Here is a 17143-nt window from a genome sequence, read left to right as displayed (position 1 = left end):
GCCGGAAACAATATTTCCGTCTTCAATGGAAGATTCCTAGCACGAGATGGTTTCGCAAACCTAAATGCGAACCATCTCAATACTCTTTCTCGTAAAATATGCCTGCTGCGCCTTCGCCATCGCCGCCCGCTTCCCCGCGCAGCTTCACACCGCGTCCTACGTCGAGATTGATGATGGCTTTTGCGCCGGATTCGCCGCTTTGCTGCAGCTCCAGATAGGTTCTTTCGTTCAGGTATTTACCGGCGGAAACACGGGCCTGTCCTTCGGAGTCGGTCGAAATATCAAGATCATCGACGCCGAGATTGCTTCTGAGCTTGTCGAACAGCGATGTGGAACGCCCGCCGGCCAGTTGAGCGGCGGCATCCGCCAACCGCGCGATCTGCAGCGCGGATAGTTTTGACATGGACTGGCCGAAGATCAGCTGTGCCATCACCTCATCCTGTGGCAGGGCGGGAGCCGAGGAGAACGCAAAGGTCGGATCGTTGGCAGTACCGGAAACAGATACGGTGATGGTCGTTGAACCAACCGTTGAGTCCGCCTTCATGTCGAGGACCGGAACGAGGCCGCCACCGAAACTGATATTTCCTGTCGTGAAATCAAGGCGGCGAGTGAGGATTTCAAGCCTGCCCCGACGCATTTCGAAGCCGCCTGAAATGACCGGAACCGCTGCGGTGCCACGGATCGTCAGATTGCCGGTCAGTTCTGCATCGATACCCCGACCGCGCACGAATATACCGCTCGGTGCATTGACCTGCAGATCGAGATTGATGGTGGACGAGCTGCCGCTTCCGCCCTGATCGGCTCCAAGCGCCTTGGCCTGCGCGCGTACCTTGGGTGGTGCGTTCTTGTGCTTGACGTCGATCTCCGTCAGTGAAGCCGGCAGCTTCTCCGGAATGGTGATGGCGCTTCTGTCCAGCGTCAGGTTGCCGCCCAGCACGGGGGAATTCAGCAACGCGCCTTTCAGCGTCAGCGTGCCGCTCACCACTGTCGTTACCAGCGTGCCGTCGTTGTAACCGGCGCGATTAAGCGTAATCGATATATCGGCAGGAAAACCCGAACCACCGGTTATGCCGACGCTGCCGGTTCCCGAGATCGTTCCACCGCCTGCCAGCCTGCCGGTCAATCGGGAGATGACGGCACGATCACGGTCGAAGGTGATGGTGGCGCCCAGATCGTTAATGGTGAGGTTTCGGCGCACGTCGGTCAGGCGCGTGCCATCAGTGGTGATGCTGCCGCTAATGACAGGTGCGGAAGCGCTGCCGGAAATCTTCACGTCGATGGCGGCGGTGCCATTCACATCGAGGCCCTGCGCTGCTGTTTGTGCGGCGACGGCTGAGAAAGGCAGTCTGCCGGAAAACGCCATCAAAAGCGGACGATTGCCGGCGATACCGAGCGAGCCGCCGCCTGAAAGCGCCATGCCGCCCTGACCGGAGACATTCGTGTCGATCTGAAGGGTACCACCGGAAAATTGACCGTTCGCCTTGATGCCGAGGGCGGCGAGACCCGCCGCGCGCGTCTGCGCGACCTCGGCATTTACCCAGTTGAGATTATAGTCGACCGCAGGGTTCGATGCCGCACCCTTGGCCTTCACCGTGCCGGAGATGCTGCCCGCCGCATCCAGTCCGGTGGCAAAGGCATTTGCGAGACTTGCGGGCAGCGAACGGATATCGGCATTGATATCAAGCGTCGACCCGGCGGTGCCGTTGACCTCGACACGTCCTTCGCCCGTGATGATGGTCAAATCGGAGATCCGGGCCGTACCGTTCTGGATGGCAATGGTGGCGGGCTTTTCAAGGCGCACGGCAATGCCCTTGGGCGCGGCGGAAAAGGCGTCGAGTCTTACCGTCATGGGCGATCCGCCCGTCTCGGCGCTGCCATTCACCACCAGCGGTGCGTTGTCGTAACGCGCGTTGACGTCGAACTGCGTCGTTGTGCCGGAATGACCGATTGTGGCTTTCAGGTCAGATATCGCAGCCGCGCCGGCATTGACGGTATCGGCGTTGACCTTGCCGTTGATGGCGATTGCCTGAAGGTCGTCTATTGAAATATCGGCCGCCAACCCGGAGATCGTTGTCGTGCCCTGACGGATGCTGCTGCCATTGGCTTTGATCGTCGCGGCGATCCGGCCATTGGCGTTGCTAAGGGCGATGTCGCCGGCAATATCGCCATCCGCCTGCTGCGCAGCGAGAGCGGCGAGTAGCGCAAGGTCGGGAAAGTTGAAGGAAAGATTGCCGGATGGCAGAAACTGCTGCGAGAATTGCAGTTGCCCGTTCAAGATATTCCGGCCTACCGCCACGCGCAGCTCGGGAATCGCAGTGCCGTTTTCGGTTTGCACCAATTCGGCATTGGCATCGATCTTCTGTCGGTCAAGGCTGCCGCTGGCCGTAAGTTTCGCCTGAGGAGCGGCGGGATCGGCCTTGCCTGTCGCATTGACTTGCAACGATTCAAGCGTACGTCCGGCAAGGATTGCGCTCTCGGAAGTCAGGGTCACGTTGAAATCCGGCGCTGCCAGCGCGCCGGTGGCCTCGATCGCAAAATCGGCGACGCCCTTTGCCTGTGGCGTCAACTTTTCAAGAGCGAGAAATTTACCCGTCAGGCTGGCGCTCAATGCATCGTTTTCGAGACCGGCATTGCCTGTCGCCTCGATCGTTCCCGACTTGACGACGAGGTTTTCAACGCTGGTGCGTCCACCGATGGTCACGTCGACATCACCCTGGAGGGCGATGGTGGTGTCGAACTTTTCCGCGAGAGCCGGTGGAAGGGTGGCGGGCAGCGCGAAGAGCTGCACGCTGGAGGTGAGGCGGTTGCCGGTAAGGTCAAAACTGCCGTTCAGTGTTCCGCCAACGCTGGCGCTTTCAAGCGTCGCGCTGTCAAAGCCGATGGCGGATGGGCTCAGGCGGAGCGGTGCATTGATGGTGAGCGGCGCACGCACCAGCCGATCAATATCGGGGCTGACAAAGGACGATTGCGCCACGGAGAGAGCGGTGGCGATTGTGCCGCTCCGGTCAGCGATATTGAGATCAGCGCTTTGCGCCGTCAGTTTGACGTCGTCCAGCCTGCCTTGCGGCAAAGAGAGGCTGCGCAGGGAAACGGTTGTGTCAAGATGTGCGGCGTCTGCCCCACCCTTTAACGAAAGATCGAGGCCGTTGATGAGGGCCTGCACCTCCCCATCGCTCAGCGGCCAGCGAAAATCGACGGGCCCGGCTGTACCGATGAGGTTGGCGGCAAGGTCGTTCTGGCCGTTCGGATCAATGGTGCCGGAGGCCGTCAGCAGCAGGGTGCCGGTTTCCAGTGTACTGCTGCCGATTTCGATGCGCCCCTGTGGGGAAAGGGTGGCGTTTGCGTCGAGCTTCGTCTCACCGGCAAAAAGCTGCCGGAAGGCGGGCGGCAGAAGCAGATCGGGCTGGCCGCCACCCGCAACTTCGATGCGGCGGGTGCCATCCTCCGCGAGGAGGTGCCGGCCGGTGACGTTGACAACAGGGTTACCAGCGACGTTGCCGCGCATGCTGCCGGTCCAGTTTGAAAGCGGTCCTTCGCCGTTAAGGTCGATGGCGACCGCAGGTGTGCCGGGCAGAGACAGCAGCGTGGCAAGAAGTCCGCCCTCAGGCTCCCGCATCTCCGCCTTCAGCTTCAGGACATTTTCGTTGGGAAGAAATGCGATGTCGGCGTTAACGGCCGCATCCGGGGCATTCAGCCGGTGGGCCGTGAGCGACAGTCTGATATCGTCGCTGGCGGCCTTGAGGTTGCCTTCGGCCGTCAGTTCAAAGGGGCGGCCGAGAAGGGGCTGGCCGAGACGAATATCGGGAAAGCTGAAATTGTCGATCGCTATTTCAATCGGCAGAGAGGAACTGCCGGAGCTTTTGCTCGTCGTTTCCTCCACCGGAACCGGTTGGCGCTGGACATCGATCGATCCCGCCGATACCCGGTCCGCATGGAAGGTGCCGGCTAGAAGCGAGAAGGGTGACCAGTCGACGGCGATCTGGTTCACGCGGGCATAAGGGCCCTGCCGATCCGAAAGAGTGACGTTGTCGAGCCTCAGATGCCCCGTCAAAAGCCCGCTGGGCGGAGAAATCTCGATTATCTGATCGGGTGTCGATACAAGCGATGAAATCTGCTTTGCGGCTATTCTCGCGCCCATCGGCGTAAAACCGACGAAAAAGGCTGCAAGCAACAGAAGTACCACGCCGCACAAGGCAGCGTAGCCCAGCCATTTCAGCAATCGAATCAACGTTTTCATAAAGGGTAATCTACACTCTGTTGCAAGGGTGTTCGACTGCGGCGTTTAAAAAGACTGACCGATGCCAGCATAAATGCCGAAACTGTTGCCGCCATCGTATTTGTCTAGCGGCGTGGCGACATCCAGACGCAGAGGCCCGAAGGGTGTCGCGTAACGCAGCCCGATACCGGCGCCAGCCCGAATGTCGGAAAAGTCCGGGGTCACGTCTTCCGAGACCACACCCGCATCGATAAAAGGCACTATACCGATCGTGTCGGTGACCTTGATGCGGGCTTCAATGGAGCCAACGACATAGGAGCGACCGCCGGTCGCGTCGCCTGCCGCATTATAAGGCGATATTTCCTGATAGCTATAGCCACGCACGGACCCGCCGCCCCCGGCATAAAAGCGGCGGGTCGTGGGGATGTCCTGCAGGTCGCTTCCGCCGACGAGTACGCCGCCCGACAGTTTTCCGGCCATGATCAGCCTGTCTTCCGCGCCCAGCCCCTTGTACCCGGTAATCGAACCTTCGAAAGAGGAGAAGAAGGTCCCGTTCAGGGCCTCATAGCTGGGCTTGGCGGCCACCGATGCACGAAAGCCTTCGGTCGGGTTGAGCTTGTCGTCGCGGGTATCGCGAACGAATTCCAGCGGAATGGACGTGGTAAGATATTCGTTCTTTCCGAAGGCGTCGTCTGTATCGGCCCACTGCACCTCCAGGCCCGCGGCAGCCGTGTCGGTATCGTTTAGTTCATAACTGAAACCGGCAGTCCCAGTCAGCGTCTTGGCTTCGTAGGTGTCCGGATGCTCGGTCTTGGCAATCAGGCTGGTCTTGAATGTCGTGCGGGGATTGAACATTCCGGGCTTCGTAAAGGTAATGCCCGCCGAATAGTCCATGCCTTCCACGCTCGATGCCTCTGCAATGCGCGAGACCGAGCCCTCGATGCGCAGCGATTCGGCCTGGCCGAACAGGTTTCTGTGGCCCCAGTAGCCCTGAAGACCAATGCCTTCGGTGGTGGAATATTGTGCGCCGACGCCGAAATAGCGGTGCTTGCCTTCGGACACTTCGATGGTCAACGGAATGGTGCCGTCGCGGGCGAGCGTTCCTGCCTCCTTGATCGTCAGGCTGGAAAAAACACCGAGCTGGCGCAGGCGATCGGCGGCCTTGCGCAGTTTTTCCGGCGAATAGGGCTCGCCGCCATTGAGGCGCGAATAGCGGCGGATGAAATCCCCATCGACGGTTTTTTCACCTGTGACGGTGACCGTGCCGAGTGGGGCGACGGGGCCGCCTTCGGCCGCCATGGTGATGTCGACAGTGTTTGTCGCGTGGTTTGCAACGGCCTCGCGTTTCGTCAGCTTGGCAAGCGGGCGGCCTTCGGCCTTCAGATCATCGATCAGCTTGTTGCCGGCGCGGATGATCGCCAGGGAGCCGGCATCGCCGCCCGTCGTCAGGCCGTATTCCTCGAGATTGCGGCCTGTGACGTCGCCTTCGAGACGGATATTGCCGAGTGTGAATTTGGGACCGGGCGTAACGGTTATGACCACGGGAACGGGCGCGCTATGGTCGAAAACCGGGTTGGGCGGCAGGTCGTCGACATTCCTCCCGGCCACGGTGACATTGACAATACCGCCATAGCGGGCGTTTTCATAAAGCGCTGCAATCAGCCTGTCCCTGTCGTCCCTTGCCTTTATCAGGAGTCCGAGATCGCCTGAGGCAGGCTTGTCCTTGTCGGCCAAAAGAAGGGAACTGTTTTCGAGGCTGTCCGTCAGGGATTTGTCGGCGTCGGGAGCGTTGAGCGTGACGGCATATTTGACGGGGTTGATAACCTCGACCTCCGGTTCTTCCGAACCCCACAGGCGCATGCCGAACAGTTTGAAGGCGAAGGCATCACGCGTAAAAGCCGGATACAGGGCGAACGTCACAGCAACCGCAAGCGCGGTGCCAGCTTTCCGATACGCAATACCTGTCTTCGGGTTAGTTCGTGTTCTTCGCATAAGCTGCTTTATGGTTGAGCCTTTATTGTCGCCCTAACCCGTTTCCTCTCCGTTAACATTGCAATTTAATCATAAATAAACGGCTTTGAGGACCCTCGGCATCTGTTTTGCAGCCCATAACGCAAAAAGCCCCGGATGACCGGGGCTTCTGTGCAACGGTATTTCGCGAAGCGATTAGCGGCAACGTGCCGTGTAACGCTGGCCGTACTGGTCGCGGTAATAGCAATAGCCCGGCTCGGAAGCGTTGCCAATCAAAGCACCACCGACGCCACCGATCGCTGCGCCAACAGCTGCGCCACGAACGTTGCCAGTGACCGCGCCACCGATAACGGCGCCGGAAACGGCACCAATCGAAGCACCCTTTTCAGTCTGCGTGCAGCTTGCGAGCGACAGGCCGACCAGCGCAAATATGATTGCCTTTTTCATGAAACTCTCTCCAACGTTACAATGAGCTCTTTGGCTCGGTAGGCGTCCCATATTTATCTGCGGCGACTGCTACCTCCGACCGCCACAGATAACTAACAATTCGATGTCGTTTAGGGAAGCCTCCACTTAAGGCATTCCTCCGAGCGTAAATCGATTGTGCCCCAAACAACGGCGCGGCGCAAAAAAGGTTCCAAAAATCCGCTTTTTTGATGTGAATCAATTTTGCGCTTTTCATGAGCGGCTATAAACGGTTTATTGGAATGGTTCAAAACAACGGCGAATTGACGCAGTGGCGGCTAAAATAGCCCGGAAGGGTTGACGGTCCCGGCAACGAGGCAGAGAACGAGCTGGTCAATTCTGGAGCATGGCATGGACTTCGAGGCATTTTTCACGACGGAACTGCAAAGCCTGCATTCTGAGGGACGCTATCGCGTTTTTGCGGATATCGAACGCCAGCAGGGCAATTTCCCCCGCGCGACCCGGTATAACGCCAATGGTGAACGCAAGGACGTTACTGTCTGGTGTTCCAACGACTATCTCGGCATGGGCCAGAACCCGAAGGTTGTCGAAGCCATGAAAGCCGCCATTGATCACTGTGGCGCGGGTGCGGGAGGCACCCGGAATATTTCTGGCACCAACCACTATCACGTCCTGCTCGAGCGCGAACTTGCTGACCTCCATGGCAAGGAATCGGCGCTGATCTTCACCTCAGGCTATGTGTCCAACTGGGCTACCCTCGGCACGCTCGGCCAGAAGATACCTGGCCTGATCATCTTTTCGGACGCGCTCAACCATGCCTCAATGATCGAGGGCATCCGTTATGGCCGTTGTGAGCGGGTGATCTGGAAGCACAATGATCTCGAGGACCTCGAGGCCAAGCTCCAGGCCGCTGATCCGAACGCGCCGAAGCTCATCGCTTTCGAATCCGTTTATTCCATGGACGGCGATATCGCGCCGATCAGGGAAATCTGCGATCTTGCCGATCGTTATGGCGCCATGACCTATCTCGATGAAGTCCACGCTGTGGGCATGTACGGCCCGCGCGGCGGCGGCATTGCCGAGCGCGAAGGCCTGATGGATCGCCTGACGATCATCGAGGGAACGCTCGGCAAGGCCTTCGGCGTCATGGGCGGTTACATTACCGGCTCCACCGTGGTCTGCGATTTCATCCGCTCCTTCGCTTCCGGTTTCATCTTCACCACGGCATTGCCGCCGTCGCTCGCCGCCGGAGCTATTGCTTCGATCCAGCATCTGAAGGCAAGCCCTTTCGAGCGGGCCCGTCATCAGGACCGCGTGCGGAAGCTGCGTGGACTTCTCGATGCGCGCGGCATTCCGCATATGGACAATCCAAGCCACATCGTGCCGGTGATGGTGGGCGATGCTGCCAAGTGCAAATGGATATCTGATATCCTGCTCGACAGTCACGGCGTCTATGTACAGCCGATCAATTATCCGACGGTGCCGCGTAAGACCGAGCGTCTGCGCATCACCCCGACCCCGCTGCATAGCGACGCGGACATCGAGCATCTGGTCGGCGCGCTGCATCAACTCTGGTCGCATTGTGCGCTGGCGCGTGCGGTGGCGTAAGGAAACTCTTCGGATAGGGAAATCGGGCCGCGTTTACGCGGCCTTTTCTTTGGTGGAGATGAGTTCGCCGGCATGGCGGCGAGCTTCCTCATCTGCCGCGAATACATCTTCGATCGTGCCAGCGCTGCGGCCGTCATCCATCCGGTCCATGACCGTTTCCACGATGTCCGCCATATCGAGGAAACCGATGGCGCCGTCGACGAAGGCGTGAAAGGCGGTCTCATCGGCGGCGTTCAGGGCGGCACCCTGTAAGCCGCCGCGCTCCAGCGCGGTTCGCGCCAGCCGAAGTGCCGGGAACCGTGCTTCATCCGGCGCCTCGAAATCGAGCCTCGCCAGTTTTGCGAAATCCAGCCGTTCGACGTTCAGCTGTCCGCGCTCAGGATAGGTAAGGGCGTAAGAAATGGCGGTGCGCATATCGGGAGATCCGAGCTGCGCGATATAAGAGCCGTCGCTGTAGCCAACCATCGAATGCACGATCGACTGCGGATGGACTATTACCTCAACCTGATCGGGCCTGAGATCGAAGAGATATTTCGCCTCGATCATCTCCAGTCCCTTGTTGAACATGGAGGCGCTGCCGATGGAAACCTTCAACCCCATTGACCAGTTGGGATGGGCGCGGGCGACGTCCGCCGTGACATTGGCCATTTCTTCGCGCGACCATGTGCGGAACGGGCCGCCGGAAGCCGTCAGGATGATGCGTTCCACAGCCTCTCTGTGATCGCCCGTGAGGCACTGGAAGATTGCGCTGTGCTCGCTGTCGACCGGGATCAGCCTGCCGCCACCCTGCTTGACCGTGCGTATAAAAACATCGCCCGCCGAAACGAGGCACTCCTTGTTGGCGAGGGCGATATCTGCGCCACGCCTGGCCGCAGTCACCGTGGGGGCCAGACCGGGGGTTCCGGCAATGGCCGCCATCACCCAGCCGGCATCCATCGAAGCCGCCTCTTCAAGACCGGATTTGCCTGCCGCGGTCTTTATGCCCGTTCCTGCGAGAGCGGACTTGAGGTCTTCGTATTTGTCGTCCTCGGCGGTGACGGCGAGCTCCGCGCCGAATTGTCGCGCCTGCTCCGCCAGAAGAGCGATATTCCCGGCGCCGGTCAAAGCCACGATCTCGAATTGGCCCCTGCCGCCCAGTTGACGGACCACATCCAGCGTATTGGAGCCGATCGAACCCGTCGAACCCAAGATCGTCAGCTTGCGGGGCATTTCACTGGCATTCGTCATTTTCAGTCCGTCGGTCCGTTGCTGGTCGCAATTCTTCGGGCGTGCCGTTCTCCCGAAGGTACTGCACGTTTTCGGGTGATATGCTTTAGCCTCTACCCGCGAAAACAAGCCATAACAAGGACAAAGCCGGCCTATTGTTTTTGCGGATGGCAAAGCCATATGCAAGAAAAACGATGAGAGGATATTGATGCGGCGTTTTCTCGTTTCCAGCGGATGGATTTTTGCGGCGAGCCTTGTGCTGGTTGCGGCCTTTGTCCCTTTTGATCCGCGCCTCTCGGAAAGCGCGCAGGCGTTGCCCGGTGCAGTGGTGTCCTTTAATCGTGCGATTACCGATTTCGGAACTTTCCGCTGGATGCTTTATTCCACCGGCGCGCTGGCCATTCTCGCCTATGTCGCGGCGCGGGTTCTCAGCGCGCAGACCTATCATGGCCGGTTGCGGACAGCGTGGCGGCTTCTCTCCTATTTCTTTCTGACAATCGGGACCGCAAGCATTCTCGTTCATACGCTAAAGTTCCTGATCGGCCGGGCGCGGCCGGAGCTCCTTCTGGAAATGGGGGCGTATAGCCTCACACCCTTCACCGGCAACAATCTTTATGAAAGCTTTCCTTCCGGCCATTCCACGGCTGCCGGAGCGTTTTTCGGTGTCTTTGCCATGCTTATGCCGCGCTTTCGCTGGGCGTTTCTTCTGCTTGCCCTTGTGATCGGCGTCTCACGTGTCATTGTCGGCGCGCATTATCCGAGCGATGTGGCGGCCGGGCTGCTGCTCGGCATGTGGACGGCCATGGCCTTCGCCTTTATCTTCGCCAGGTCCGACATGTTGTTCCGGTTCGACGCACAGGGGTGGCCGCAACCGAAAAACGTGGCCTTACCTGCGCAAAAGACTTGATGGTGGTGGGGGATCGTATGGTTGCCGGGGGCCTTGACGCCGAAATGCCAGAGCGGAAGCGGATCATCACAAGGGTTGCCATTGCCGGAGCTGGCCCTGCCGGGCTCATGCTCGGGCTCCTCCTTGCGAGAGCAGGTATCGATGTCACCATCGTTGAAAAGCATGGCGATTTCCTGCGCGATTTTCGGGGCGATACCATTCATCCTTCCACTCTCGATATTGTCGAGCAGCTAGGCTTCATTCGGGAGTTTCTGGCGCTGCCGCATACGAGAGCGCAGAAACTTCATGCCGAGATTGCGGGTCAGATGGTCACCATCGCCGATTTTTCCCGGCTGCCTGCGAGAAACCGTTTCATCGCCTTCATGCCGCAATGGGATTTCCTAAGCTTTCTTGCCGGCAAGGCAGGGCAATATGAGAATTTCACGCTGCTCATGAATGCAGGTGTCTCCGGTCTGCGCGAGCGCGATGGCGTTGTTGCGGGTCTCGTGGTGGATACGTCCGACGGGCCGCTGGAGATCGATGCCGAGCTCGTGATCGGGGCGGATGGCCGCAATTCAATCGTGCGGGACAAGGCAGGTCTGGTGGTGGAAAGCTTCGGGCAGCCGACGGAGGTTCTCTGGATGAAACTATCCAGGCAGCCGGGCGATCCGGCGGAAACCATGGGGCATGCCGGCCCACAGCAGGGTTTCGTCCTGATAGATCGCGGCGATTATTGGCAGTGCGGTTTTGTGGTCCGCCGCGGAACCTTCGCCGAGATGAAGGTTCAGGGTATCGCAGCGTTCCGCGATGCGGTGGCGAAAGTGTGCCCGCTGCCGCAGGAACGGCTTCTCGAACTTCAGACCTTTGAGGATGTGCATCTGCTGACGGTCAGGATCGACCGGCTGAAGCGGTGGTGGAAGCCTGGCCTCATCTGCATCGGTGACGCGGCTCACGCCATGTCGCCCATTGGCGGCGTCGGTGTCAATCTTGCTATTCAGGATGCCGTTGCCGCCGCAAATATTCTCATTCCCGTTCTTGCGCGGGGCGAAAAGCCAGGCGAGCGGGAATTGATGGCCATCGAAGCGCGGCGCTCATTTCCGACAAAGGCGACACAAAAGCTGCAATTGATGATGCGCAGCAGCCGGAAGAAGGATCAGGGCGATAGCCGCAAGGCGAAAGGGCCCCCCGCTTTTGTGCGCATCATTGCCCGCGTTCCGCTTCTCGCCCATCTCGCCGGCCGTTTGATCGGCCTCGGTTTCCGACGGGAGAAGTTGACCCGTTGATCCTTCGGTGGCGTGTAGGCGTCCGTTCAGGCCTCTTCGATCACCCGTGCATGTTTCAGCCCGAGAACGGCCGAGCCGATCAGTCCCGGTTCAATCCTGCAGATGGCAGGCACGACCAGCGGCCGGGCGAAGCGACGGAGAATTCGGGCTCTGACCGCTTCATCCAGTGTGGCAAGCAGTTCCCTGGAGTTTGACAGGCCGCCGCCGACCGGCACGATGGTTGCGCCGGTGACGTTTATCACCATCGCCAGCGGCGAAGCGAGAATATCGACAAGGATATCGATGGTTCTTGCGGCGTCCGGGTTGCCGCCCAACCAGGCTGCGATGATCTCCTCGCTGGTCATGTCCTGCCGGTGGAGATGCATATGAAGCTTTTCCATGCCGCGGGCGCTGCCAATGGCATCGACACAACCCGTGAGGCCACAGCCGCATTCGAACCGAGGCAACTCGACCGGCGGGTTGCCGGCCCGCGTTGCAGCCACGGGTCCGTGGCCCCATTCGCCGGCGAAGCCACCCTCGCTGTTGATGAGCCGGCCGTCGATCACCAGACCTCCGCCGACACCGGTTCCGAGGATGACGCCAAAAACCACGCGATGGCCCCGCCCGGAACCGATCTCCGATTCGGCCATCACGAAACAGTCGGCGTCGTTGGAGACGATGACAGGAAGGCCCAGCGCCTGTTCCAGTTCGTCCTTCAGCGCGCAGCCATGAATACTTGGAATATTGGCGACAGTGGCCCTGCCGGTGTCGGCATCGATGACGCCGGCAATCGACAGCGACACGCAGGCGGGTGTGCCGCCACTGTTGTCGATGACGGATTTCAGGCCAGCGGCAAAGTCTTCAAAGCTGGTCTTTGGAGTCGGGATGCGCGGCACGGGGCGAATATCGTCAGGAGCGTAAGCAATCGCGCCCTTGATGGTCGTTCCGCCTATATCGAAACAAACGATCATGATTCAGCCTCCGGAGCGTGCGGCATCGTGGATCTTATCTCCGCCGATCCATGTCGAATGCATCTGAAGGTCAGGTGTAAGCATGACAAAATCCGCATCGAAACCAGGCAGAAGTCTGCCTTTGCCAGAAGCGCCGATTGCCTCGGCAGGATAGGCTGAAGCCATTCTCAAGGCCTCTTCCAGCGGCGTGTCCAGCTTTTCGTGCATGAAGCGAATGCAGGAGAGCATATCGATATCCGCCCCCGCCAGCGTACCGTCTTCAAGCGTCAGCCGGCCGCCGTTGCGATAGACACGCCTGCCATTCAGTTCAAAACCATCATCGTCGGTGCCGATAGTCGACATGGCATCCGTGACGAGGAAGATGTGGGCCGGGCCATTCTTTGCGCGCAGCGCAATGCCCATCGCGGCCGGATCGACATGGAAACCGTCGGCGATCAATCCACAATCGAGCTTGCCGTTTGAAAGTGCCGCCCCCACGAGCCCCGGCTCGCGATGACCGAGCGGGCTCATGGCATTGAAAAGATGTGTGACCATCGAAGCACCTGCTTCGGCATAGGCAGTCGCCATGTCGAGTCCTGTGTCCGTGTGGCCGAGACTGACGACGATGCCGGCTTCTGCCAGCGCCTTGACCTGTTCCAAGGTTACATTCTCTGGAGCAACGGTCGTCATCACGAAGGGGAGTTTTGCCTTGCATCCGGTCAGCACCGCCAGATCAGGCGCTTCCATTTTGCGGATCAGTGCCGGATCATGTGTGCCCTTGCGGGCAACCGAAAGATGCGGGCCCTCAAAATGCAGGCCGAGAAAACCGGGCACCCTTTCTCTTTGGGCGTCAATGCCCGCTTCGGCGGCTCGCAATGTGATATCCGGCCGGTCGGTGATGAGCGTGACCATCAGCGCCGTGGTGCCGAATTTCGCATGGGCGGAGCAGATCCGGGCTATTCCTTTCGCATCCGGCTGGTTATTGAACATCACCCCACCGCCGCCGTTGACCTGAAGGTCAATGAAGCCAGGCGTGATCAGCAATCCTGACGCGTCGATGATCTCGGCTTCTGCCGGTGCGGACATGCGGCCACTGATGTCGCCGACACGGCCATCCACGGTCACGAGCACCCTGTCGTCGTGCCATGCGGCGCCATCGAAAATGCGGGCGCCGACAAATGCCTTGATGCCGCTCATTGAGTTTCCGTCACCTTCTTCAACGCCACCGGCGCATCCGGGTTGAAGCCGCGCAGGCGCGACAATTGTTCGATGAAGCCGTAAAACGGCGCGATCAACAACAATGCATCGGTCAGCGGATGGTTTGTTTCCACGAAGGGCAGGGACTTGGCGGGGCTGCCTTTTGAGGATGTAACGAAAACATTGGCGCCCTTGCGGGAGAGATTTGCGGCAATTTCCGTCACGGAGGTCTCGGCGCGGTCACGGGCGGCAAAGGCGATCACCGGAAATCTCGGAGCGACCAGCGAAACCGGGCCATGCATGACTTCCGCCGACGAATAGGCTTCCGCGTGCAGTTCGCAGGTTTCCTTGCATTTCAGCGCGGCTTCCGCGGCGATGGCGAGAGCAGGACCACGGCCAAGCATATAAAGCGATTCCTCACCCTTGACCGCCTCGCCGATGTGGCTCCAGTCAAGGGCGACGGCCCGGGCGAAATTCTGCGGCAGGGCGCTGATCGCCTTGGCAAGCAGGTTGTCTTCCGTCCATTCGGCAAGGATCGCGAGACCGGCAACGATGGAGTTGACGAAGGATTTGGTGGCAGCCACGGCTTTTTCCGGGCCAGCCTGTATATCGATCGCGTGATCGGCGGCATCGCCAAGCGCAGATGGCAGGGTGTTGACGAGCGAGAAAGTGAGCGCGCCGCCATCGCGCGCACTTTGCGCCAAGGCGACGATATCCGGGCTCTTGCCCGATTGCGAAACGGCAATGGCCGCCGCCCGTTCCAGCCGCAGCTTCGTCTGGTAGATCGAGGCGAGCGACGGGCCGAGCGAGGCGACCGGAAGCCCGGTCTGCAGCTCGATGGCATATTTCAGGAAATGGGCGGCGTGATCGGAAGATCCACGGGCGATGGTGACGATAACGGCCGGATCACGGGCCTTCAGCTTGGCGCCGGCTTCCTGGAAGTCCGAATTGGCATTGTCGAGCAGGCGGGCGACTGCATCGGGAATCTCATCGATTTCCTGGCGCATCAGGGTTGTCATTGTTTCTGTCCTTGATCACTGGTGGTCACTCGGGGCCCATCGTCAGTTCGGCGACGAGGTCATAGGCGTCGCTGCGGTACAGCGCACGGGATATTTCCATGAGGCGCCCGCTTTCCAGATAGGCCATTCGCTGAACGGAAAGCGCTGCCGAGCCCGGCGGAACGCCAAGCAGCAGGGTTTCTTCATCGGTAAGGTTACGGGCAGAGATGCGCTGGATGGCGCGCACCGGGCGAATGCCACTTTTCTCAAGCTCAAGATAGAGCGAATTTTCGACCATTTGCGGGTCGGGCAGAATATCGCCTGGCAGGCTCGTGACTTCAAGCGCGATCGGCTGGTCATTGGCAAGGCGCAGACGGGTGAGCCGCGCCACCATGGCCGATTGTGAAAGGCCAAGCGCCATCATTTCGTCGCCGGTGGGGTGAAAGAGGCCTCTGTCCAGCCAGCGGGTGCTCGCCGTCATGCCACGCCGGCGCATGTCCTCCGTAAACGAAGTGAGCTTGGTCAGAGGCTGTTGCATGCGGGTGATCGGCTTGACGACAAAGGTACCGGAACCGTGCCGCCGGACGAGGAGGCCGTCGCGCACGAGGTCATCCACAGCCTTGCGCACCGTGACGCGGCTGACGCAGGCACTTTCCGCAATGTCGCGCTCTGGCGGCAAGGCATCGCCATGTTTCAGGCGGCCACCATTGATGGCGTCTTCAATCGTCTGGCGCAGCTTTAGGTAAAGCGGGCCGCCACCCGATTGCAGATCCTCCAGATTAAGCGCTGCCCCGTTCATCCATAACCTCTGTTACAATCCGATATGGCTGCTTCTGGCTATACCACACAAGTCGCGATCAGCAATACCAAAATAGAACCATTGGCGAACTCGTATTATTAATCGGAGCTTTTTTGTTCTAATGCCTCAATTTAAGGCCTTATGATCGAAATTTCCGCATTAACCAAAAAAATTTTCTGATCATTGTAATTGCTCTAGACGATTGGCATTTTTTTGGTATTGTTTTGGCATCGGTTGTCGGTGAATAGCTGTTGCGCGTCCTGCCGGCCTGGAAGAATCGGTTTCATATCCGCGACTTGCCAGAGTAAATCGAATTTTGCTTGACCGTTTTGAAAACTAATTTCATCATGGTCGGAAATTATCGCAGATAACTGAATAGCCAGCGGAGAATTGGCTGAATCTGCGAAAATTATTTACTAATGAGCAGGGAACAAAGTTCATGAAGGTGGGAATTATCGGACTCGGATTCCGTCTCGGTTATCTGGGCTACGTTTTTCATGAGATCGACAAGGATTTCGAGATCGTCGGTTATGTCGATCCGGCGCCGGCGGGCTTGCCGGGTCTCAAGGAAAAGGGGATCTCGGCCGGCAAGGCTTACGACAGCCCCGAGGCCTTGATCGCCAATGAAAAATTCGATCTCCTGATGATCGGTTCGCCGAACCACATGCATCTCGACCATATCCGCATCGGTCTTGAGGCGGGTTGCACCATCTTCTCCGAAAAGCCGATCGTCGTCAGCATCGAGGAAAGCCTCGAACTTGCCCGGCTCCTCAACAAGCATGGTCACGAGCGGTTGCTGGTGGGACTCGTTCTGCGATATTCGCCGCTTTACCGCGATCTGCGCGCCGCACAGGCTGAAGGTAAGCTTGGCGATGTCGTTTCCATCGAGGCTTCCGAGCATATTCCGCCCTATCACGGCGCATTCTTCATGCGCGACTGGCGGCGTTATGAGCACTATTCCGGCTCCTTCATGCTCGAAAAATGCTGCCACGATCTCGATCTCTACAATGGTGTTGTCGGCGCGCGACCCCGTTTCGTATCGAGCTTTGGCGGGCGCAAAAGCTTCACGCCGGCCAATGCGCCGCAGAATGATGGCATCAACGACATGGAGGTTTACCATCGCAAGCCGAGCGGCTGGATGGGATCCGACAAGGTTTTCGACAGCGACGGCGACATCATCGATTACCAGACGGCGATCGTCGAATATGAAAACGGCGCTTCGCTTGCTTTCCATACCAATCTCAACGTTCCCGATGATTTCCGCCGTTTCTGCGTCATCGGCGCCAAGGGCATGGCGGAGGGCGATTTCGTGCGCGGTTTTCTCAACGTGCATAATGCCCGCACCAATGAAAAGACCCTGGCCAAGACCTATTCGGCGGCAACCACGCTCTCGCAGCATTATGGTGCGGACGAGCAGATGGCGGAGGATGTCATCGCCCATGTCGTCGAGGGCGCGCCGCTTCCGGTTTCCGCGCTCGACGCAATCGAGGCCGGTATTCTGGCGCTTGCGATGGATGAAGCGCGTCATGGCCGCAAGGTGGTCGATCTGAAGCCGGTTTGGGAGGCATACGATCTGGCCCTGCATGGGCAGCCGAAATCCCCCGCCGTGAAAACGGCTTGAGGG

The 17143-nt window shown here is 59.2% G+C and carries 12 protein-coding genes; 4 read left to right on the top strand and 8 right to left on the bottom strand.

Annotation, left to right across the window (positions count from 1 at the left end; all coding sequences use genetic code 11):
- Positions 1-76 precede the first annotated feature (76 nt).
- The 3 genes from ACZ47E_RS11150 to ACZ47E_RS11140 all read right to left on the bottom strand — a co-directional run bounded on the left by ACZ47E_RS11150 (position 77) and on the right by ACZ47E_RS11140 (position 6634).
- Entirely contained in the window at positions 77-4237 is a 4161-nt protein-coding gene (locus tag ACZ47E_RS11150) for a translocation/assembly module TamB domain-containing protein (protein ID WP_278067045.1), read from the bottom strand.
- 45 nt (positions 4238-4282) lie between these two features.
- A complete protein-coding gene (locus ACZ47E_RS11145; protein WP_278067044.1) occupies positions 4283-6208 on the bottom strand; it encodes an autotransporter assembly complex protein TamA in 1926 nt (641 codons plus the stop codon).
- Positions 6209-6382: 174 nt separating this feature from the next.
- Positions 6383-6634, bottom strand: coding sequence for a YMGG-like glycine zipper-containing protein (locus ACZ47E_RS11140; protein WP_004443753.1), 252 nt, complete (start codon positions 6632-6634; stop codon positions 6383-6385).
- 369 nt (positions 6635-7003) lie between these two features.
- Between ACZ47E_RS11140 and hemA the strand changes: the two genes are divergently transcribed.
- Positions 7004-8221 (top strand): 5-aminolevulinate synthase, encoded by a 1218-nt coding sequence (gene hemA, locus ACZ47E_RS11135; protein ID WP_278067043.1) that lies wholly within the window; start codon positions 7004-7006, stop codon positions 8219-8221.
- A gap of 33 nt (positions 8222-8254) precedes the next feature.
- Here hemA and dxr read toward each other — a convergent pair whose 3' ends face one another.
- Positions 8255-9448 carry a 1-deoxy-D-xylulose-5-phosphate reductoisomerase gene (dxr, locus tag ACZ47E_RS11130; protein WP_278067042.1) on the bottom strand — a complete coding sequence of 398 codons (1194 nt, stop codon included), beginning with the start codon at positions 9446-9448 and terminating at the stop codon, positions 8255-8257.
- A 187-nt stretch (positions 9449-9635) separates the two neighbouring features.
- Between dxr and ACZ47E_RS11125 the strand changes: the two genes are divergently transcribed.
- Together ACZ47E_RS11125 and ACZ47E_RS11120 are read left to right on the top strand one after the other, a co-directional pair.
- On the top strand, positions 9636-10334 hold the full coding sequence (locus tag ACZ47E_RS11125; protein ID WP_113382054.1) for a phosphatase PAP2 family protein: 699 nt from the start codon (positions 9636-9638) through the stop codon (positions 10332-10334).
- A gap of 17 nt (positions 10335-10351) precedes the next feature.
- Entirely contained in the window at positions 10352-11596 is a 1245-nt protein-coding gene (locus ACZ47E_RS11120; protein WP_416359132.1) for an FAD-dependent oxidoreductase, read from the top strand.
- Between the two features lie 26 nt (positions 11597-11622).
- Here the strand turns inward: ACZ47E_RS11120 and ACZ47E_RS11115 are convergent, their stop codons facing one another.
- The 4 genes from ACZ47E_RS11115 to ACZ47E_RS11100 are packed head-to-tail and all read right to left on the bottom strand — an operon-like array spanning position 11623 to position 15519.
- Entirely contained in the window at positions 11623-12546 is a 924-nt protein-coding gene (locus ACZ47E_RS11115; RefSeq protein ID WP_278067041.1) for an ROK family protein, read from the bottom strand.
- A 3-nt stretch (positions 12547-12549) separates the two neighbouring features.
- On the bottom strand, positions 12550-13722 hold the full coding sequence (gene nagA / locus ACZ47E_RS11110; protein ID WP_113382057.1) for an N-acetylglucosamine-6-phosphate deacetylase: 1173 nt from the start codon (positions 13720-13722) through the stop codon (positions 12550-12552).
- The gene (locus tag ACZ47E_RS11105) at positions 13719-14741 is read right to left on the bottom strand and encodes an SIS domain-containing protein (protein WP_004443735.1); all 1023 of its coding nucleotides are present in this window, start codon (positions 14739-14741) and stop codon (positions 13719-13721) included. The genes nagA and ACZ47E_RS11105 overlap by 4 nt, the downstream gene beginning before the upstream one ends.
- Positions 14742-14766: 25 nt before the next feature.
- On the bottom strand, positions 14767-15519 hold the full coding sequence (locus ACZ47E_RS11100; RefSeq protein WP_004443733.1) for a GntR family transcriptional regulator: 753 nt from the start codon (positions 15517-15519) through the stop codon (positions 14767-14769).
- A 439-nt stretch (positions 15520-15958) separates the two neighbouring features.
- Between ACZ47E_RS11100 and ACZ47E_RS11095 the strand changes: the two genes are divergently transcribed.
- Positions 15959-17140: a Gfo/Idh/MocA family protein gene (locus tag ACZ47E_RS11095; RefSeq protein ID WP_004443731.1), complete on the top strand. Its 1182-nt coding sequence runs from the start codon at positions 15959-15961 to the stop codon at positions 17138-17140.
- The last annotated feature ends 3 nt before the right edge of the window (positions 17141-17143 follow it).

The organism is Agrobacterium sp. 5Ca39, from assembly GCF_055382365.1.
Note: the sequence above shows the minus strand (reverse complement) of the source record. Positions and strands in the feature narration are given on the sequence as shown.

What these genes read in the sequence shown, in the direction of transcription:
- ACZ47E_RS11140 (WP_004443753.1), bottom strand. Translation starts at nt 6,634, where the DNA reads ATGAAAAAGGCAATCATATTTGCGCTGGTCGGCCTGTCGCTCGCAAGC.
- ACZ47E_RS11105 (WP_004443735.1), bottom strand. Translation starts at nt 14,741, where the DNA reads ATGACAACCCTGATGCGCCAGGAAATCGATGAGATTCCCGATGCAGTC.
- dxr (WP_278067042.1), bottom strand. Translation starts at nt 9,448, where the DNA reads ATGACGAATGCCAGTGAAATGCCCCGCAAGCTGACGATCTTGGGTTCG.
- hemA (WP_278067043.1), top strand. Translation starts at nt 7,004, where the DNA reads ATGGACTTCGAGGCATTTTTCACGACGGAACTGCAAAGCCTGCATTCT.
- ACZ47E_RS11100 (WP_004443733.1), bottom strand. Translation starts at nt 15,519, where the DNA reads ATGAACGGGGCAGCGCTTAATCTGGAGGATCTGCAATCGGGTGGCGGC.
- ACZ47E_RS11115 (WP_278067041.1), bottom strand. Translation starts at nt 12,546, where the DNA reads ATGATCGTTTGTTTCGATATAGGCGGAACGACCATCAAGGGCGCGATT.
- ACZ47E_RS11120 (WP_416359132.1), top strand. Translation starts at nt 10,352, where the DNA reads ATGGTTGCCGGGGGCCTTGACGCCGAAATGCCAGAGCGGAAGCGGATC.
- ACZ47E_RS11095 (WP_004443731.1), top strand. Translation starts at nt 15,959, where the DNA reads ATGAAGGTGGGAATTATCGGACTCGGATTCCGTCTCGGTTATCTGGGC.
- ACZ47E_RS11125 (WP_113382054.1), top strand. Translation starts at nt 9,636, where the DNA reads ATGCGGCGTTTTCTCGTTTCCAGCGGATGGATTTTTGCGGCGAGCCTT.
- ACZ47E_RS11150 (WP_278067045.1), bottom strand. Translation starts at nt 4,237, where the DNA reads ATGAAAACGTTGATTCGATTGCTGAAATGGCTGGGCTACGCTGCCTTG.
- ACZ47E_RS11145 (WP_278067044.1), bottom strand. Translation starts at nt 6,208, where the DNA reads ATGCGAAGAACACGAACTAACCCGAAGACAGGTATTGCGTATCGGAAA.
- nagA (WP_113382057.1), bottom strand. Translation starts at nt 13,722, where the DNA reads ATGAGCGGCATCAAGGCATTTGTCGGCGCCCGCATTTTCGATGGCGCC.